A 17,777-nucleotide genomic window follows, 5' to 3' on the forward strand; every position below is an offset into this window, starting at 1 on the left:
TATGAGATGCGTGAATTGCGGTTGGGACAATCGGTCCAACACAACAGTATGCTTGAAATGCGGACAACCGTTGAGAAGCGTGGAAGGGTATGCTGACAGTCAGAACAATTTTGTTCAAGGAGAAAGGTATGGAGAAGCAATTCCCAAACCTACAGTATTAAATGCAAATCCCGACGAAGAGAAATGCAGAAAAACGGTTGTGTTCTCCGCTGTGAATGATGCAGAGAACCGTCCAACCGTTACGCAGTTGACTACAGAATGCCCTAATTGCGGTTATCCGGTAGCAGGTGAGTTTGCAAGTTGTCCCAACTGTGGCATTCGCATGCACAGACCGACCATCCGCAGACAGATAAAGAACATAGCAGATACGGAACCCGATGCACTGCCTCGCTGTTCTCTGACAATTATCCCGGAAGAGGACGAGAAGATCTCTCCCGAACGATTCGACTATGAAGGCAAGTCCGTCATCCTGAACCGGGAAAACACAGAGGTAGCCAACCGTACTATCACCTCGAAGGAACAAGCAGAAATAGTCTTCGAAGACGGACATTGGTACATCGTTGACCGAAGTGAACTCAAAACTACCTACATCCAGGCAAACAGAAAAATAGAAATAATGCCGGATGATATCATAGTGTTAGGCGATCGAAGATTCAAATTTGAAAGTGACTGACTGTGACCAACCAAGCTGTCGATAGATGTGATTATAATGTAGGCGAGTACATTGATAACCGTTATCAAGTCTCCAAAACATTGGGCGAAGGCTCATTCGGTAAAGTATATCGAGTGACGGACGGCGCGGGAAAGAACTATGCACTGAAATTACTGCGGTTGTGGGAAGTTCCTCCCGACATCCGCAAACCACTGATGGATCGTTTTGAAATGGAATTCAAAACGGGACAGATAGATTGCGATTACCTGGTCCGTTCATTAGACTATGGTACAGTCGGGGGCAATCCTTTTATTGTCATGGAATACTGCTCCGGAGGAGACCTTACCCCGTATTTAGGTTCCGGCAGCAACAAGATTCCATTGATTTGCCAACAAATCCTCTTAGGTCTCCATGCTTTGCACATCAGAGGGAAAGTGCATCGTGACCTAAAACCGGAGAACGTTCTTTTCAAAAGTAACGGAATGGCTGCACTGACGGACTTTGGTATTGCAGGCGACAGAAATAAACGCATGACGGAGCGAAATATCTTCGGTAAACCCAATCAGATATTTGGTACTTATGCCTATATGCCACCCGAACAAGTAAACCGTGTGCGGGGCGAAGCTACCGTCTTGCCAACAACCGATATCTTCTCTTTTGGAGTTCTGGCTTTTCAATTGCTGACCGGAAGTTTGCCCTTCGGTGAACTGACCAGTCACAATGAATTGGCACAGTACCAAAAGCGAGGAAAAAACGGAGAATGGAACCGACAAAAGCTGGCACATATAAAGAATGGGGAACAATGGCATCCACTTTTCTCGGGATGTCTGAACCCGGACTTTAAAAGCCGCTTCCAATCCATTAAGGAGGTTTTGAAGTACCTACCCGAAGTAACTCAGGTTGTCATGGAAAAAGGATATTGCCCACCACAGATTGTTCGCGGCTTCTGTATGCGCATCATGCAGGGGGAAGAATTTGGAAAGATTTATCAATTGAGCGACTTAGTTCAGCACGGCAGAAGAATACTTACCATTGGAAGAGGTTCAGATAATCTGTTGCCTGTGAAAGAACGACAAAGTGCCTATGTATCGCGTCATCATTGTACCATAGAGACCACTCCTGCCGGCGACTACTGGATTATCAGGGATGGACAATGGCAAAAAGAACAGAAGACATGGCAAGAATCCAGTAACGGCACTTATGTTAATTCCACGCAAGTCACCCAACAGGGTTATATACTGAAAACAGGTGATATTGTATCTATCGGAGATGTAAAGATGAGATTTGAAAATTACTAATTTATATACCAAATAGTATGGATACACAAAATTACAAACGTACCTTAGCCGGCTCCGTAGGTGCCGGAATGGGAGCATTGATGGGTGCTTCGGGTAGAACTTACTTCATCTTGGAACACAAAGCCTCCTCAAAGTATCATCAGGCAGGCGAATCTCAGAAAATCATTGTCGATCAGGTAGAACTGGGTAGAGATGCCTCCTGCCAGGTGCGCTTTGACGAAAGCTTCGAGACTGTCAGTCGCAAACACGCTGCAATTGTACGTGATGGCGAGAATTGGAAACTGATTCATCTCTCACAATCCAATCCGACATTGGTGAACGGACATCCGATCAACGGTTCCTACTATCTGCAAACCGGAGACGAGATACAATTGTCCGTAGGAGGACCACGTTTAGGATTTATTGTTCCGCAAGGCCGCCAAGCATTGACCTCCAGCATTGGCTTGACAGAAAGAATGAGCCTTTTCCGTAAACAAGCCCTGCGCCCTTACAAGACAGCACTAACTGTTATGGGAATCGTTTTCGTATTGGCCATAGCCGGTTTAGCTGCCTGGAATTATAGCTTAGGTGTAAAGAACGAACTGCTGGCAGAGAAAACAGAGCAACAAGAACTTCAGTTAAGAGGATATCAGAATCAATTGGATTCATTGGGTACTGAACGTGCATCCTTAGAAGCTCAACAAAGGGATCTGGAAGCAAAACTTCGCAATAGTGACGGAAATACGGAAGCCTTGAAAACACAATTAGCCAATGTGAACGGACAGTTAAGTCATGTGAATGCCAGCTTCTATAAAGTGAAATCTGATTTGGATAATCTTTCGAGCAGTATGATTGCTGCAAGGGAAGAAGCAAGTGACATCAGACCACAAAATACCGCGCCTCAAGCAAAGCCACAATATGACGAAGAACCGGCTATAACCGCAAAAGAAGACGAGAATGCTTCGGGAGACTTGAAAGACTATTATGATCATATTTATACGATCAAAGTAGACCGTATTGAAATAGAATATAATGGTGCCAAATTCGATCCGGGCATACAAGTATCAGACATCATTTGTGGAACCGGTTTTATGCTTTCAGACGGAACATTTGTAACGGATAGACAGAATATAGAGCCTTGGATTTATTCCAATACCGAATGGAAGGATTCATGGCGCAAGCTTCTGGCGGTATATAAAGGAGGCGGATGTAATATTATTATCCATTATCGTGCCTATAGCACAAAGGGAACAGGAAGGCCTCTGACATTTACGAATGGTGATTTTGCAACTAACAGAATGAATGACATGCAATTGACCGAAATAGAGGTCGATAAATCAATCAGAGTACAGTTAAGAGAACATGGCATAAAAGTGAAGTATGAGCGCAGAAAATATATCAATGTCAGCATCGTTACCCCTACAGCTTATAGCTGGGCATATATTAGAGGAAAAGGGATTCATGGTGAAGGACTCCCTTATGATATAGCTGCAGCAGACAATATGAGTGGAGGGACAGAAGTTCAAATGGTAGGTTATGCAGGCTATGCAGATATTCATAACCTTACTCCGGCACATTTCAACGATCACACCAATATAGCTGATACAAAATATAGAACCATCATATTACAGAATCGCGTAGCAGAACATGGATATTACGGTTCTCCGGCATTCCTTCTAGAAGATGATGGTTACAAAGTAATCGGTTTCATGGTGGGCAGTATAGAAGGTAAAGACCGTTTAGTGCCAATAGGAAATTTAAAGAATTAAATATGTCTGAGATTAAAATTAAATTAGCGGCAGGTACCAATGTTGGTTTGGTAAGGAAGAACAACGAAGACAATTTCGTAGTCAACCGTGATCTAAGCCAGACTGAATGGTTTGTCCCGCAGTCTTCTGAAACGATTTCTTTGGGCAAGTTCGGCAGCTTGCTGGTCGTAGCCGACGGAATGGGTGGTACAAATGCCGGAGAGGTTGCATCCGCCATTGCCATCGAGACGATACAAGACGCATTTACAACTGAGAAACTGGAGAAAATCGTTACTCAAGAAGGTATTGTTAACTCAGAAGAAGCCATCGAAGAGTTTCTGACAAAGGTAGTCAAGACCGCTGATTTAAATATTGTCAATACAAGTAAAGAAGATAGTAGTACCCAGGGGATGGGTACTACTATTGTCCTTGCCTGGATATTGAATGATAAAGCTTACATTACCTGGTGCGGTGACAGCCGTTGCTATGTATTCAATGCCAATTCGGGTTTTTACCGTTTGTCCAAGGACCACTCTTATGTACAAGATCTGGTGGACCAAGGGAAACTGAATCCGGAAAACACATTTGATCATCCTTACAGCAATATAATTACCCGATGTTTAGGCGATCCTACCAATCGATCCAATCCGGATTTCCGCTCTTATAGCTTAAAGGATGGCGACATTCTTCTGCTATGCAGTGACGGATTATGCGGTTTGTGCCACGACGAGGAAATCATGGAAATCATAGAAGCAAATCAGGAGGATCTCGGCGTTTGCAAAGACCAGCTGATAGAAGCAGCCCTTGCTGCAGGAGGGTATGACAATGTTACCATCGTTCTTTGCCACATCATCCAGGAGGGAGATGCAGCTCCCAAGACCAAACTGAACAACACCGTATTCAGCAAGCCTAATAACCATAAGTTTCAGAAAGTTCTACTGCTGCTTTTGATTCTGATTCTGGCAATAGGCTTCTATTGTTATAAGATTCTTTAAAGATGATGCAACTAAAGAGTGGAGACATATTTGCTGAACATTATCAGTTGAAGAAAAGGTTGGGTACAGGCAGCTTTGGTGAAGTCTGGCTGGCACAAAACTTATTGGCAGATGTGGAAGTTGCCATAAAGTACTACGGTCGGTTGGATGACAATGGCATAAAGGATTTTCGGGAAGAATTTAAACTTGCCTATAAATTACATCATCCTAACTTGCTGCATCTTAACCATTTCGATGTTTTCGAACAGTGTCCATTCCTGGTAATGCCCTACTGTTCCAATGGCTCCTCCGCTATCTTGGCAGGCAAGATGTCCGAGAAACAACTATGGCACTTCATCCGCGACGTATCATGCGGACTGATGTTCCTACACGGACAGACTCCTCCGGTCATCCATCAAGATATCAAGCCCGACAATATTCTGATTGGCGATGACGGCAGATTCATCATCTCCGATTTTGGAATCAGTCGTAAGCTGGAACACACCTTCCGCAAAAGCGTCAATAAAGTAGAAAGTTCGGGAACTCTTGCTTATATGGGACCGGAACGTTTCTCCGAAAATCCACTTATAGTAGCAACCAGTGATATATGGTCTCTGGGTATGAGCGCGTATGAATTATTAAGCGGACACCTGCTATGGGAAGGCATGGGCGGTTGCGTCCAACTAAACGGTGCACGTATCCCTGCTTTGAATAAAGAATATTCTTCCCAACTGACCAAATTCATACATACATGTCTTTCCATCAATACATGGGACCGACCTACAGCCCGACAAGCCTATGAATATGCTTGTTCCATGTTGAAGCAAGAAGCATCACAGCCCAGTTTAGGCCCGGTAACACACGCTACACCTTCTGTATCTTCTGCCCTGCCACCAAGCACGTCGCCACATATTAAGAAGAAACCCAATAAACATGTAAGCAAGCGGCTAGCCGGCTGGATTGCCCTTAGCATACTATTGGTATTACTACTGATCAAAGGCATTTCCACATTCTTCGGAAACTTGGAAGAAGAACGCACATATACTGCATGCCGTACAAAAGAAGACTTCAAGCATTTCCTGAACCGTTACCCAACCTCTTCTCATGCTGAATTCGTAAAACTGAAAATTCAAATGCTGGTAGAAGACAGCATAAAAGAGGTCCAACGAAGAGAGGCAGCAGTTCAAATAACCGTAGATACCATAGAAGCAGAACAACCCATAGAAGAAGAATTGCCGGCGAAACAGCCCACAAGATTCAAACCCAAGCCAAAAGCCGAAACGCCCTCCCCTGCTCCCGACAGCGCAAAGATAAGAAGAGAGAATGAAGAGCGTTTCTTTTATAACTGTCAAACCGTGGCTGACTATGAGAAATATCTACGGCAATACCCTAAAGGCAGATTTGTGTATAAAGCCAAAAGAGCAATCCAGCAAATAGAAGCTGAGATGATGCAATCCGCTTCACCGCAGGAAAAAACTGTCAGAAAGAGTACTAAAATAAGTTTGGAACTCTAACCTTACTTTATCGTCACCATCGTCGCCCCGAACCCATACTCCTGGAACGAAGCATCCTGATGGCGGCAGTTGGAATATTTCCGTTTCAGTTCATCCAGCAATGCCTTGCGGAGTACACCGTCACCTTTTCCGTGGATGAAGACAATACGCTGTTCACGCTTATTCTTATATTTCTCCATTACTTCGCGGAACTTATCCAGTTGGTAATTCAAGATTTCGCTATTGCTCATGCCGTGGGTATCGTCCAGCAATTCACCGATATGCAAATCTATCTCAACGATTTCATTTTTGCCGCCACGCTTGACAAGAGTCTGAGGTTTGGCAGGAACGTCGACGGTTTTCTTCTGTATCAAAGCAGCCTGCAAATCTTCGGCAGAGACATAGACCTGCTTGACAGGCTGGTCATCCTTCACGATATCATAGATAAGTGCCGGTGTTTCAAAGAAGTCCGAATCCTGGAAAGTATGCAACTTGTAGAACTTCACCATATCAATGCGAACCTCTACACTGACAGCCGGTTTCATGGCAAATGAACGGTTGTCTTTGAATGCGACAAGTTGTACAGCCACACGCTCACGGTCATTCAGTTCCGACTTCTCGAATTCTTCCAGCAGGAGTTTTGTATTCGCCTCCAGCAAGCCATGCGAACGGACAGTCCAGGACTTGCCTTCGGCACTGAGATAGGTGTAGTACATATGGTAATTACTGTCATTCACCAAGTAAGCCTCAAAAGGCGTGGTGCTGACTGCCTTGATGTCTTCCGGAACAAAAGCAAGAAAGACATTCAGTACATCCCCGCCTTTCATTTCAGGCTGGCGATAGACTGAAACCTGAGGTTTCTCCAAACGCACGGATTGCGGTTCGGAGGAGGCAGATGCACCGGCAGCAGGTTTCGATAAGGCCGTAGCCGAGCGTGCATGCTGCTCTTCCGCCTTTTTTTTATTGGCAGCTGCCTTGGCAGCCGGAGTGGGAATGTTATAATCATCCGTCTCTATCACCACACACTCGTGTACAGGCATCGGTATGTCAAAACCATCCGCATCTTCTACCAACACAATGTTCTTTCCCTGAAATCCTGTCACAACACCGCCCCCTACTTCGCTGAGGAAACGTACTTTATCTCCAATTTTCATCTTATCAATTATTTTATTTAATGCACAAAGATACGGCAACTCAACAAAAAAAGATAGAAAAAAGACGATAAATATCCGTACCTTTGCCCAGCGTAAAAATATAAAGTCATGAAGCAAGACCCTAAACACATTCATATCAGCGAATTCAATTACCCGTTGCCGGACGAGCGTATCGCTAAATTTCCGCTTCCCATACGAGACCAATCCAAGTTGCTATTGTATCGCCACGGCGAAGTTTCCGAAGACGTATTCACCTCACTGCCCGAGTATCTGCCGACAGGCAGTCTGATGATATTCAATAATACCAAAGTGATCCAGGCCCGCCTGCATTTCCGCAAAGAGACGGGGGCACTGATCGAAGTATTCTGCCTGGAACCGATACAGCCGAACGACTACGTACTGAACTTCCAGCAGACGGAACATGCCGCCTGGCTCTGCATGATAGGTAATCTGAAGAAATGGAAAGAAGGCATTCTGAAACGGGAGATGACTGTCAAAGGCCAGCCGCTTACCCTGACCGCCGAACGCGGCGAATGCCACGGAACCAGCCATTGGATAGACTTCCGGTGGAACAATCCCGAAGTGACCTTTGCCGATATCCTGGAAGTTTTCGGCGAACTGCCCATCCCTCCTTATCTGAACCGCGAGACGCAGGAAAGCGATAAGGAAACTTATCAGACCGTATATTCCAAAATAAAAGGCTCGGTTGCCGCTCCCACCGCGGGACTGCACTTCACACCGCGCGTACTCGACGCACTGCGTGACAAAGGCGTCGACCTGGAAGAACTGACCCTGCACGTAGGGGCAGGTACATTCAAGCCCGTGAAGAGTGAAGAGATTGAAGGGCACGAGATGCATACGGAGTATATCTCCGTATCGCGCAGCACGTTGCAGAAACTGATAGCACACGACGGCAAAGCCGTTGCCGTAGGCACGACCTCCGTCCGTACACTGGAAAGCCTGTATCACATCGGAATTACCCTTCTGAATAATCCCGATGCTACGGAAGAAGAACTGCACGTCAAGCAGTGGCAGCCATACGAAATGTCTGCCGAAGCCTCCGCCACTCCTGCTGTCGATGCCCTGCAGGCCATCGTCTGCTACCTCGACCGGCACGGGATGGAGACATTGCATACCAGTACACAGATTATTATTGCCCCGGGATATAAGTACCGTATCGTGAAAGCGATGGTCACCAACTTCCACCAACCGCAAAGCACCCTGCTGTTGCTTGTATCGGCTTTCGTACACGGAGATTGGCGGAAAATATACGATTATGCACTGAGCCACAATTTCCGGTTCCTCAGTTATGGGGATTCCTCTTTATTAATACCTTAAACAATGAACAGCGACAATAATCAAGAAATGTTTCCCCTTGTCGATGAACAAGGCAACATCACAGGTGCCGCCACGCGCGGAGAATGCCACGACGGAAGCAAACTGCTGCATCCGGTCGTACACCTTCATGTGTTCAACTCCAAAGGTGAACTGTATCTGCAGAAGCGCCCCGAATGGAAAGATATCCAGCCGGGTAAGTGGGACACATCCGTAGGTGGTCATGTAGACCTGGGCGAGAGCGTGGAAATGGCATTAAAGCGCGAAGTGCGCGAAGAATTGGGCATTACGGACTTCACTCCCGAAACATTGATGCATTACGTCTTTGAGTCTGCCCGCGAACGCGAGCTCGTCTTTGTACACAAAACCGTGTACGACGGAGAAATACATCCCAGCGACGAACTAGAGGGCGGACGTTTCTGGAGCATGGATGAAATCAAAGAGAACATCGGAAAAGGAGTATTCACTCCGAACTTTGAAGGAGAAATAGAAACAGTGGGCATAAGAAATCCGTCCAAACACTTGACATCGCCTTTCTGATTTCGTATATTTGTATTCGTAATTCTATTTAGAATTCAATTTTAAATTAGTATAAACGGAGGGGCATTGCTTCTCCGTTCTTTTTTTCTCCCAACAGCGCATCATTCGCAATACCACATGTTTGCTCTCCCAATGCCACACCTTAGTAATCGGTACGTTCACCTTTGGGAAATACATGGTCTGTTCCAGGCAAACACATGGTCTATCTCTACTCAACAGACCATGCGTTCTGAGCAAACAGACCATCTGTTTCGAGAATAGAAAACAGGAGTGTAAACCTCCCGTCCGTTAATCTTACATAAATCTGCTCTTGACAAGAATCGAGCAAACTAAGCTGCAAAGTACTCTTTCATCAACTTCTTCACCCGGGGCGCAAGCAACAGCAACGAAAGCATCGTAGGCAGAGCCATCAACGCGAACGCCAGATCCATGACAGCCACCACAGCCCCCAGCGGAATCATAGCGGCAACGACAATCATTACCAGGTAGAAATAATTATAGTATTTGGCATTCTCTGCACCAAACAGGAAGTTGGTACACTTCAGCCCGTAATAAGAATAGGAAAACATTGTAGAGAAAGCAAAGAAGAAAACCATCACCATCAACAGGTACTGCCCGTAGCCGGGAAGCAGTTGTTCAAATGAATTCAACGCAATATAAAGCCCTTTTATCCCTCCGTCCGACGCATAGTTTCCCGCAATCAGGATAGGGAGCGCCGTCAACGTGCAAACAAGTCCCGAGTCGATGGACGGCCCGATCATAGCCACCAACCCTTCGCGCACAGGATTATCGTTGCGCGAAGCGCCGTGCATCATGGACGCTGTGCCCACTCCCGCCTCATTGACATACGCCGCCCGGCGTGCACCGGTCAATGCAATACCCAGTATACCACCTATCCCTGCCTTCATGCTGAAAGCCGACTCGAAGATAGATGCCAGCACGCCCGGCACTTTATCAAGATTCAAGCAGATAATAACGAATACAAGAAGCATGTAGCAAGCCACCATCACCGGCACCACCTTTGCCGAGATTACCGATATGCGCCGGATGCCGCCAATAATCACCGCCCCTACTATCAGACTGATAACCACTCCCATCACAAAACGCAGCCCCAACGTATTCTCAATGCCCGCAGGCGTAGTGAAAACCGTAGTAACCGACTCCACCAACTGATTGGCCTGCATCACGCACAGCGTACCTATCAGCCCCACTATCGAAAAGAAATATGCCAGCGGCTTCCATCGCTTGCCAAGTCCGTGGAGAATGATATACATCGTACCTCCCTGCGGCTCGCCCGCCGAGTCGTGCCCCTTGTACATGATGGCAAGAGCCCCTTCAAAGAATTTGGTAGACATTCCCACCACAGCACTCACCCACATCCAGAAGATGGCACCCGGACCTCCCACCGTGATGGCAATGGCCACTCCGGCAATGTTCCCCATCCCCACCGTAGATGCAATGGCACTCATCAATGCCTGGAAAGAACTGATCTGCCCTTCGCCCGAAAGCTCCGACTTATACCGCAAAGCCTTCACCGAATAACCGATACGACGCAAAGAAACGCCTCCCGAATAAAAGAAGAGGAACAACCCTCCGCCTATCAGGAGGATAAACAGCGGATAGCCGCATACAAAGTCACTGATGGAAGTAATCGTAGTACCGATGGAATTAAGAATGTCGTTCATAGTAGTTTAAAAAAAGTCCCACTTTTCGCTTCACGGGAAAGTGGGACAATCTTATTATATTTTCAGATTATTTTGCCAGATCTTCAATCACCTTCATAATCTGCTGGCCGATTTCTTCGGCAGCTTCCGGTGTACCGGCTTCGCTATAAACACGGATAATCGGTTCCGTATTACTCTTACGCAGGTGTACCCACTTGTCGGGGAAGTCAATCTTAACACCGTCGATGTCGTTGATTTCCTCGTTCTTATAGATCTCTTTCACCTTGGCAAGGATAGCGTCTACGTCCGTCTCCGGAGTCAGGTCCACACGGTTCTTTGCCATGAAGTATGCAGGATAAGTGGCACGCAGTTCGCTCACCTTCTTACCTTCGTGTGCCAGATGGCTCAGGAACAAAGCAATACCTACCAAAGCATCACGACCGTAATGGCTGGCAGGATAGATAACTCCACCGTTGCCTTCGCCACCGATCACGGCGCCTACTTCTTTCATCTTGGTAGTAACGTTCACTTCGCCTACGGCAGAAGCGTAATATTCTTGTCCGTACTTGCGGGTAACATCGCGCAGCGCACGGGTAGAGCTCAGATTGGAAACAGTGTTGCCCGGAGTATGCTTCAAAACGTAGTCGGCAACGGTAACCAGCGTATATTCTTCGCCGTACATCTTGCCGTCTTCACAAATCATAGCCAGACGGTCTACGTCGGGGTCTACCACAAAAGCAACATCTGCCTTGCCACCCTTCATCAGATTCATAATGTCACCCAGGTTCTTTTCCAAAGGTTCGGGGTTGTGCTGGAAGTTACCGGTAGGTTCGCAATAGAGCTTTTCTACATGCTGAACGCCGAGTTGCTCAAGCAGCTGCGGAAGGATGATACCGCCCACAGAGTTTACACAGTCAATGGCTACGCGGAAGTTTGCCTTCTTGATGGCTTCTACATCTACAAGGTCGAGCGCCAGCACACTGTCGATATGCTTCTGATTGTACGTCAGATCCTTGCGATAAGAACCGAGTTGGTCTACTTCGGCATAATCGAATTCTTCGGCAGCAGCAATGCGGAGCACTTCCTGGCCTTCGGCAGCATTGAGGAATTCACCCTTTTCATTCAGCAGTTTCAATGCATTCCACTGCTTGGGGTTGTGCGAGGCAGTGAGGATGATACCGCCGCTGGCACCTTCCATCGTCACAGCCAGTTCGGTAGTCGGTGTAGAAGCCAAGTCAATGTCCACTACATCCCAGCCCATACCCATCAGGGTACCGACAACTACGTTCTTTACCATTTCGCCGGAGATACGGGCATCGCGTCCCACTACGATTTTGTTACTTTTTACAGTACACGTCTTGCGGATAAGTGTGGCATACGCAGAAGTGAATTTCACAATGTCGAGCGGATTCAATCCCTCGCCTGCGCCTCCGCCGATTGTTCCGCGGATTCCAGAGATAGATTTGATTAGAGTCATAGGTTAATAATTTAAATTATTGGTTAGTTCCAGATTTGGTATTTCTGAATATCATAGTAGCAAGGGTAAACGGACTGCATGGCATCTGTCTGTCCCATCTTGGAAGGAACAATCAGCTTTACATGCGCCCTGTCGCGGACATAAATCAACGGAACCAGCCAGCCGGCAGGCACTGCCTGACCATAATAGAGCATAATTCCCTGAGTAAATATACCTGCGATAGAAGAAGAAGTCACGCTATATCTGAACTCATCCACCAGAGTCGGATCATTCAGATTGGAGACGCCGGTAGGTTTATTCGTCAGAATATTGAATTCCGAGAAGCGCACCAGTATCAGGTCATTCGGCTTCACGGTATCTGCCGGATTAGTAGAGCCTTTGTCTACAATCTGCATATACACACCGCTTGCAAGTTGCACATACTCGTTCTTATTCACATCCGTCGTGGAGTCCTGTGCATAAAATTGGCTTTGGGAAATGACTGTGATACTACTGTCTCTGATAAATGCCTTTATTGCGTCTTTCTCTTCCTCGAGCATCTCAGCATAAGTCTTTGTATTGTCGCAGGCCTGAAAGCCCAGGCCGAATGCCAGTAAAGTCAAAAAGAATAAAGTAAGTTTCTTCATTGCTGTTATTTAGTAAATTCGTACAAAAGTATCTGATTTCCTTGAAAGTTGAAAGTTGCACGTGGAAAGTTCGTATCTTTTAACCTTTACCGCTGAACTTTTTTTATCCTTTGGCATTAAGCAACGGCTTATATTTCTCCAATGCTTGTTCAAAGAGCTTCCGGGCATCTTCTATCGTGCCATAAAACTCCCCGCCGGAGGCATTCAGATGTCCGCCGCCATTAAAGAATTCGGCAGCCAGCTGATTACAAGGGAAAGTGCCTACCGAACGTAAGGAAATCTTTATCATCGGTTTCTCCGTATCTTCACGCAGGAAGCAGGAAAAGATAACACCCTTGATGCTCAGAGGTATATTCACAAAGCCTTCACTGTCTCCACGGATATAGTCGAAGCGGCTCTGCTCAGCCTTGGTCAGAGAGATCAGGGCGGCATGATGTTCGGGATATACTTTCATCTGCGACAATACATAGCCCATCAGGCGCAGGCGGCTCTCGGAGTAAGTATTGAATACTTTGCGGTAGATGGCATCCTTGTCAATACCTTTCGACAGCAATTCGCTGATGATGAAATAGATTTCGCGATTGTTGGAGTTGTAGGTGAAGCCGCCGGTATCGGTCATCATACCCGTATAGATACACTCTGCTCCTTCTTTGGAAATATCGCTGAAGTAACCCATACGGCAAATCAGACGGAAGACGAGTTCCGAAGTGGAAGAGATCTCCGGATGGGAAATAATAATCTGGCAGAATTCTTCGGGATGCAGGTGATGGTCTACCAATATCTTACGGGCGGGAGAAGCAAGTACAGCATCCCCCATGGCGTCAATCCGATGAATGGCATTGAAGTCCAGGCAGCAGATGACGTCGGCTTCGGCAATCAGTTTGTCGGCAAACTCTTTGTAGCGGTCGTACAGAAGGATATCCTTGCTTCCGGGCATCCATTTCAGGAAGTCGGGAAAGGCATTCGGTACAATGACGTTCGCAGTCTTGCCCTGCGAGTCGAGGAAGTGCCACAGCCCCAAGGAGGAACCAATGGCATCTCCGTCGGGGGCTACATGTGAAACGATTACTATCTTGTCTGCACGCTCAAACCATTTGGTGAAATGGTCTATCTTGGATTGTTCTATTACTTTAGTCAGCATATAATTATTTGCGATTTTATGATTAGACGATTGGAGTTGTTCCATATCATCTATAACAATTGAGGGGACAAAAGTACGAAAAGTTTATGATTTATAATAATATGCGGATAGAACCTTTTTCGGAAAGAGAAAGATGAGGAAGCCCCAAGCGAATGCAATCGTTGATAATCCGCTCTTGGTAATAGGCAGAAAGGGAGGCGTCCAGCACTACCGTACCGATAGAAAACAGGGAAGTAAGGTCTGCAATGCGGCCTTTATAGCCTTTGGAAATATAAAGATAATCAATAGAAACAGGACGGGAAGAGATTTTGTACTGCCAACGGGCATCATGAAGGAGGCAGATACGCTTGTCGGCATAAGAGACGATCTGATTTCTTACGGATAGATTGGGAGTAGAATAATCTCCCGTAATAAGTTGGGGAGTATCTAAACGCAGGCGGTTCCAATAAGGAGAAAGGACATGCTGCAATCGTGAGATGTCCGGCAGGCTATCGGCACATGCCAGCCAGGAACGGCTACCGTTCGTCATGCAATGAACAACAGGACAGCCGCGTACATTGTAAAAGGCGATGCTACGATGAGGAGCATTGGAAATAGTGGAAACAGAATGATAAGAAACCAGCAGTAACAGCGCAAACAAGGCGGCATAGACATTGCGGATAGTACGCCTGGTGAGGCTGGTGTACGCCCATCCAAGAAACAGATAGAATAGCAAAACCTCCCATACATCCGTCCAAATACCATCTACCGAAGCGGAAGGAAGTTGCTCTATCCATTGGAGCACTGAATTCTGAGTACGCACCAACGCTTCTAACACCGATGCAAATGCATGTTGCAAAAAGGGGAAAGGAGTCAGCACCAGAAAAAACACAGACGAGTATAGAATAAGAGATACCATTGGAATCACCCACAAATTAGTCAGCAGGAAGTGGGTGGAGAAACGGGAAAAATAGAGGATGACTAAAGGAGCGGTTCCCAGTTGGGCAGCTACAGAAACGGTTATCAAGCCCCATAGGTAGCGCAAGGGACGGTTTTCTACTTTCCACAAAGCATATAGCTTAGGCTGAAAAAGCAATATTGCAGCTACTGCCGAGAAGGATAACTGAAAGCCGACATCGAAAAGCCAAACCGGGTTGTATAACAACATCAGGAAAGCAGTTCCTGCAAGGGTGTTTATCGTCAAAGGTTTCTCCGGTTGCAAGCCGGCAAGTGCCAGAAGCGAAAACATGATGACCGACCGTACCACCGAAGAGGATAATCCCGTGAGAAAGGCAAAACTCCACAGGAAAAGGATGATAAGCAAAAGCAGAATAGGCTTCAGGCACCTCCATCGCTTCCACAAGGGGGACATCAGCAGCCAGAGCAGTGCATAAAGAAAGCCGATATGCAGTCCCGAAAGAGCCAGTACATGGCTGGCGCCTGCTACGGAATAGGTTTCTACAATATCGTCACTCAGTTCTTCTTTATCTCCTACGGTGAGTGCTGAGAGAACCGCCAGTTCATCGCCCTTGAAACCGGAGTTGCGATAGAGAGAGACGATCTTTTCCCGATACTCCAATGCTGTCTGGCGCAAGGTACGGGAAGCATTGTGCCCTACTACCTTCCAGTGTCCGGCAGGAATGTATGCCGTACCGCTACCACCTTTCCGTCTCAAGTAGCGGGCATAATCAAATTCATCCGGGTTACCATTATTGCTGGGAGGAGAAAGACGGGCATGTATCAGCAATTCGTCACCTTGCTGCAAGCCATTTGCCGCCGAGTCTTTCGGGAAATAAAGCAGAAAAAGATTATTCCGGGGATTGATAATAACCGTATCCTGACGAAGTTCTTTCTCTAAAGACACGCGGCATAGAATACTGCGCTCCTTCACTTCCGGCTTCTCCCGGATACAGACTTTATAAACAGAAGGTTTGTTCGGAAAAGTATACTCTGTCTGTTCCAGTTGCCGACTTACAAGCTGAAAGCCCAGACCAAAAAGGAAAAAGTACACCGTCACCCCATATAGCCAACGGGAATACCAATACCGGCAAAGAACAAAGACGAAGAGCAACAACAGAAAACCGGCCAGACACAACCACATAGGAAATACATGAGGAAACGCATCCCCGCACAAAATACCACCTGCCAACGGCATCAAAAGTCGAAGGAAAGGATGCCGTTGCAAGTCGTCGATTATCAAAGCACAAAATAGTATTAGCTTTTATTATCTTTACAGATTTCTCAATGCCCGGATCGCCTCCTCAGGATCAGGTGCCGCAAATACAGCATTCCCGGCTACCAATACATCGGCACCGGCAGCTACCAGCCGTGCACCGGTTTCCAGATTTACACCGCCATCCACTTCTATTAAGGCCTGCGAACCGGTAACCGTTATCAGTTCCCGCAATTCTTGCACTTTCACGATGGTGTGCTCTATGAACTTCTGTCCTCCGAATCCCGGATTGACACTCATCACCAGCACCATATATACATCTTCTATGATATCTTTCAACAAAGAGACCGGTGTTGCCGGGTTAATTGTCACCGCCGGTTGCATACCCGCCTCACGTATCTGTTGTACCACCCGGTGCAAATGCGGACAAGCCTCGTAATGCACATTCATCACATGCGCCCCCAAAGCCTTCACCTCCGGGATGAACTTCTCCGGCTGCACAATCATCAGATGCACATCCAAAGGTTTCTGCGACAACTGCGCCACATACTTTAGTACCGGAAAGCCGAAAGATATATTCGGAACAAACACACCGTCCATAACGTCGATATGCACCCATCCGGCCTCACTGCGGTTAATCATTTCAATATCTTTTGCCAGATAACCGAAATCGGCAGACAGTATAGAAGGAGATATGATTGGTTTCATAATGCTACATTCTTAAAGGTTATATATCTTAATAACGTACAAATGTAGACAAAAGATTTCAGACAGCCTAATGTTCTCCTGCAAACCACTCCTTAAACTCCCCAACACGCGCCTTGCTGACAAGAATTCTTTCGGGAGTAGCGATACGCAGATTAATGGCAAGCCGGTTGTTGAACCATAAATCAATATCTTTGATCGCACTCTTTGATATGAGATATTGCCGGTTGGCACGGAAAAAAGAAATTGGATTCAGACACTCTGCCAACTCATCCAATGTCTGACTAAGTACATATTCTTTGCCGTCCATAGCCACCGCTTTCACAATCCCTTCTGCAATATAAAAATAAGAGACTGTTTCTACGGACAAAGGTATCAGCTTATCGCCCTTGACCGGCACCAGGAAATGAGTTTTATAACTATCCTCCCGCTTTAGTGTCCTTATCAGTTGCAGGAACTCCGGTTCGTCCGGGCGCTTTCCGTGCAGATGCTCCAATTTGGCAAGCGCCGCCCGCACCTCTTCTTCTCCGATAGGTTTCAACAGATAATCTATACTATTCACCTTGAATGCCCGCAAGGCATACTCATCGTAAGCCGTAGTGAAGATAATAGGACAAGTAATGTCCGCATGCTCAAAGATTTCAAAAGCCGAGCCGTCTGCCAGATGAATATCCAGGAACACCAACTCCGGCATGGCACGGGCGGCAAACCAATCTATCGCATCTGCCACGCTGTCCAGTATGCCGATAACTTCCATATCGGGAGCCACCTGCTCCAAAACCGCCGTCAGGTTACGGACAGCAGCTTTCTCATCTTCTATAATCAAAGCCTTCATAAGA

The 17,777-nt window shown here is 46.6% G+C and carries 15 protein-coding genes; 7 read left to right on the top strand and 8 right to left on the bottom strand.

Features of this window, described 5'->3' with window-relative positions; translation table 11 throughout:
* Nucleotide 1: 1 nt before the first annotated feature.
* Genes AAE250_RS15175 through AAE250_RS15195 form a run of 5 tightly spaced genes read left to right on the top strand, consistent with a single transcriptional unit; the run spans nt 2 to nt 6,165 of the window.
* Nucleotides 2–673 (top strand): FHA domain-containing protein, encoded by a 672-nt coding sequence (locus AAE250_RS15175; protein WP_294598383.1) that lies wholly within the window; start codon nt 2–4, stop codon nt 671–673.
* A gap of 2 nt (nt 674–675) precedes the next feature.
* Nucleotides 676–1,950: an FHA domain-containing serine/threonine-protein kinase gene (locus AAE250_RS15180; protein ID WP_294598385.1), complete on the top strand. Its 1,275-nt coding sequence runs from the start codon at nt 676–678 to the stop codon at nt 1,948–1,950.
* A gap of 17 nt (nt 1,951–1,967) precedes the next feature.
* A complete protein-coding gene (locus tag AAE250_RS15185; RefSeq protein ID WP_294598388.1) occupies nt 1,968–3,698 on the top strand; it encodes an FHA domain-containing protein in 1,731 nt (576 codons plus the stop codon).
* A gap of 2 nt (nt 3,699–3,700) precedes the next feature.
* Complete coding sequence (locus AAE250_RS15190; RefSeq protein ID WP_294598391.1) at nt 3,701–4,672, top strand: PP2C family protein-serine/threonine phosphatase; 972 nt, start codon at nt 3,701–3,703, stop codon at nt 4,670–4,672.
* A gap of 2 nt (nt 4,673–4,674) precedes the next feature.
* Complete coding sequence (locus tag AAE250_RS15195) at nt 4,675–6,165, top strand: serine/threonine-protein kinase (RefSeq protein WP_294598394.1); 1,491 nt, start codon at nt 4,675–4,677, stop codon at nt 6,163–6,165.
* Between the two features lie 2 nt (nt 6,166–6,167).
* Here AAE250_RS15195 and AAE250_RS15200 read toward each other — a convergent pair whose 3' ends face one another.
* Nucleotides 6,168–7,298: a DUF2027 domain-containing protein gene (locus tag AAE250_RS15200; RefSeq protein ID WP_294598397.1), complete on the bottom strand. Its 1,131-nt coding sequence runs from the start codon at nt 7,296–7,298 to the stop codon at nt 6,168–6,170.
* 108 nt (nt 7,299–7,406) lie between these two features.
* Between AAE250_RS15200 and AAE250_RS15205 the strand changes: the two genes are divergently transcribed.
* Entirely contained in the window at nt 7,407–8,636 is a 1,230-nt protein-coding gene (locus AAE250_RS15205) for an S-adenosylmethionine:tRNA ribosyltransferase-isomerase (protein ID WP_294598400.1), read from the top strand.
* Between the two features lie 3 nt (nt 8,637–8,639).
* Complete coding sequence (locus AAE250_RS15210; protein WP_294598403.1) at nt 8,640–9,173, top strand: NUDIX hydrolase; 534 nt, start codon at nt 8,640–8,642, stop codon at nt 9,171–9,173.
* Between the two features lie 329 nt (nt 9,174–9,502).
* Here the strand turns inward: AAE250_RS15210 and AAE250_RS15215 are convergent, their stop codons facing one another.
* From AAE250_RS15215 to AAE250_RS15245, 7 genes are all read right to left on the bottom strand, one after another.
* Entirely contained in the window at nt 9,503–10,858 is a 1,356-nt protein-coding gene (locus AAE250_RS15215; RefSeq protein WP_294598406.1) for an alanine/glycine:cation symporter family protein, read from the bottom strand.
* A gap of 67 nt (nt 10,859–10,925) precedes the next feature.
* Nucleotides 10,926–12,314: a phosphoglucosamine mutase gene (gene glmM, locus AAE250_RS15220; RefSeq protein WP_294598409.1), complete on the bottom strand. Its 1,389-nt coding sequence runs from the start codon at nt 12,312–12,314 to the stop codon at nt 10,926–10,928.
* Nucleotides 12,315–12,337: 23 nt separating this feature from the next.
* Nucleotides 12,338–12,940, bottom strand: a complete 603-nt coding sequence (locus AAE250_RS15225) for a DUF4827 domain-containing protein (protein WP_294598411.1) — start codon at nt 12,938–12,940, stop codon at nt 12,338–12,340.
* 103 nt (nt 12,941–13,043) lie between these two features.
* Nucleotides 13,044–14,081, bottom strand: a complete 1,038-nt coding sequence (locus AAE250_RS15230; RefSeq protein WP_294598414.1) for a DHH family phosphoesterase — start codon at nt 14,079–14,081, stop codon at nt 13,044–13,046.
* A 91-nt stretch (nt 14,082–14,172) separates the two neighbouring features.
* Nucleotides 14,173–16,215, bottom strand: coding sequence for a ComEC/Rec2 family competence protein (locus AAE250_RS15235; RefSeq protein WP_294598498.1), 2,043 nt, complete (start codon nt 16,213–16,215; stop codon nt 14,173–14,175).
* 75 nt (nt 16,216–16,290) lie between these two features.
* Nucleotides 16,291–16,941 (bottom strand): ribulose-phosphate 3-epimerase, encoded by a 651-nt coding sequence (gene rpe / locus AAE250_RS15240; protein WP_294598417.1) that lies wholly within the window; start codon nt 16,939–16,941, stop codon nt 16,291–16,293.
* 67 nt (nt 16,942–17,008) lie between these two features.
* A complete protein-coding gene (locus tag AAE250_RS15245; RefSeq protein ID WP_294598420.1) occupies nt 17,009–17,773 on the bottom strand; it encodes a LytR/AlgR family response regulator transcription factor in 765 nt (254 codons plus the stop codon).
* Nucleotides 17,774–17,777 lie beyond the last annotated feature (4 nt).

Source organism: Bacteroides sp. GD17 (genome assembly GCF_038448625.1).
Taxonomy (GTDB): Bacteria; Bacteroidota; Bacteroidia; order Bacteroidales; family Bacteroidaceae; genus Bacteroides.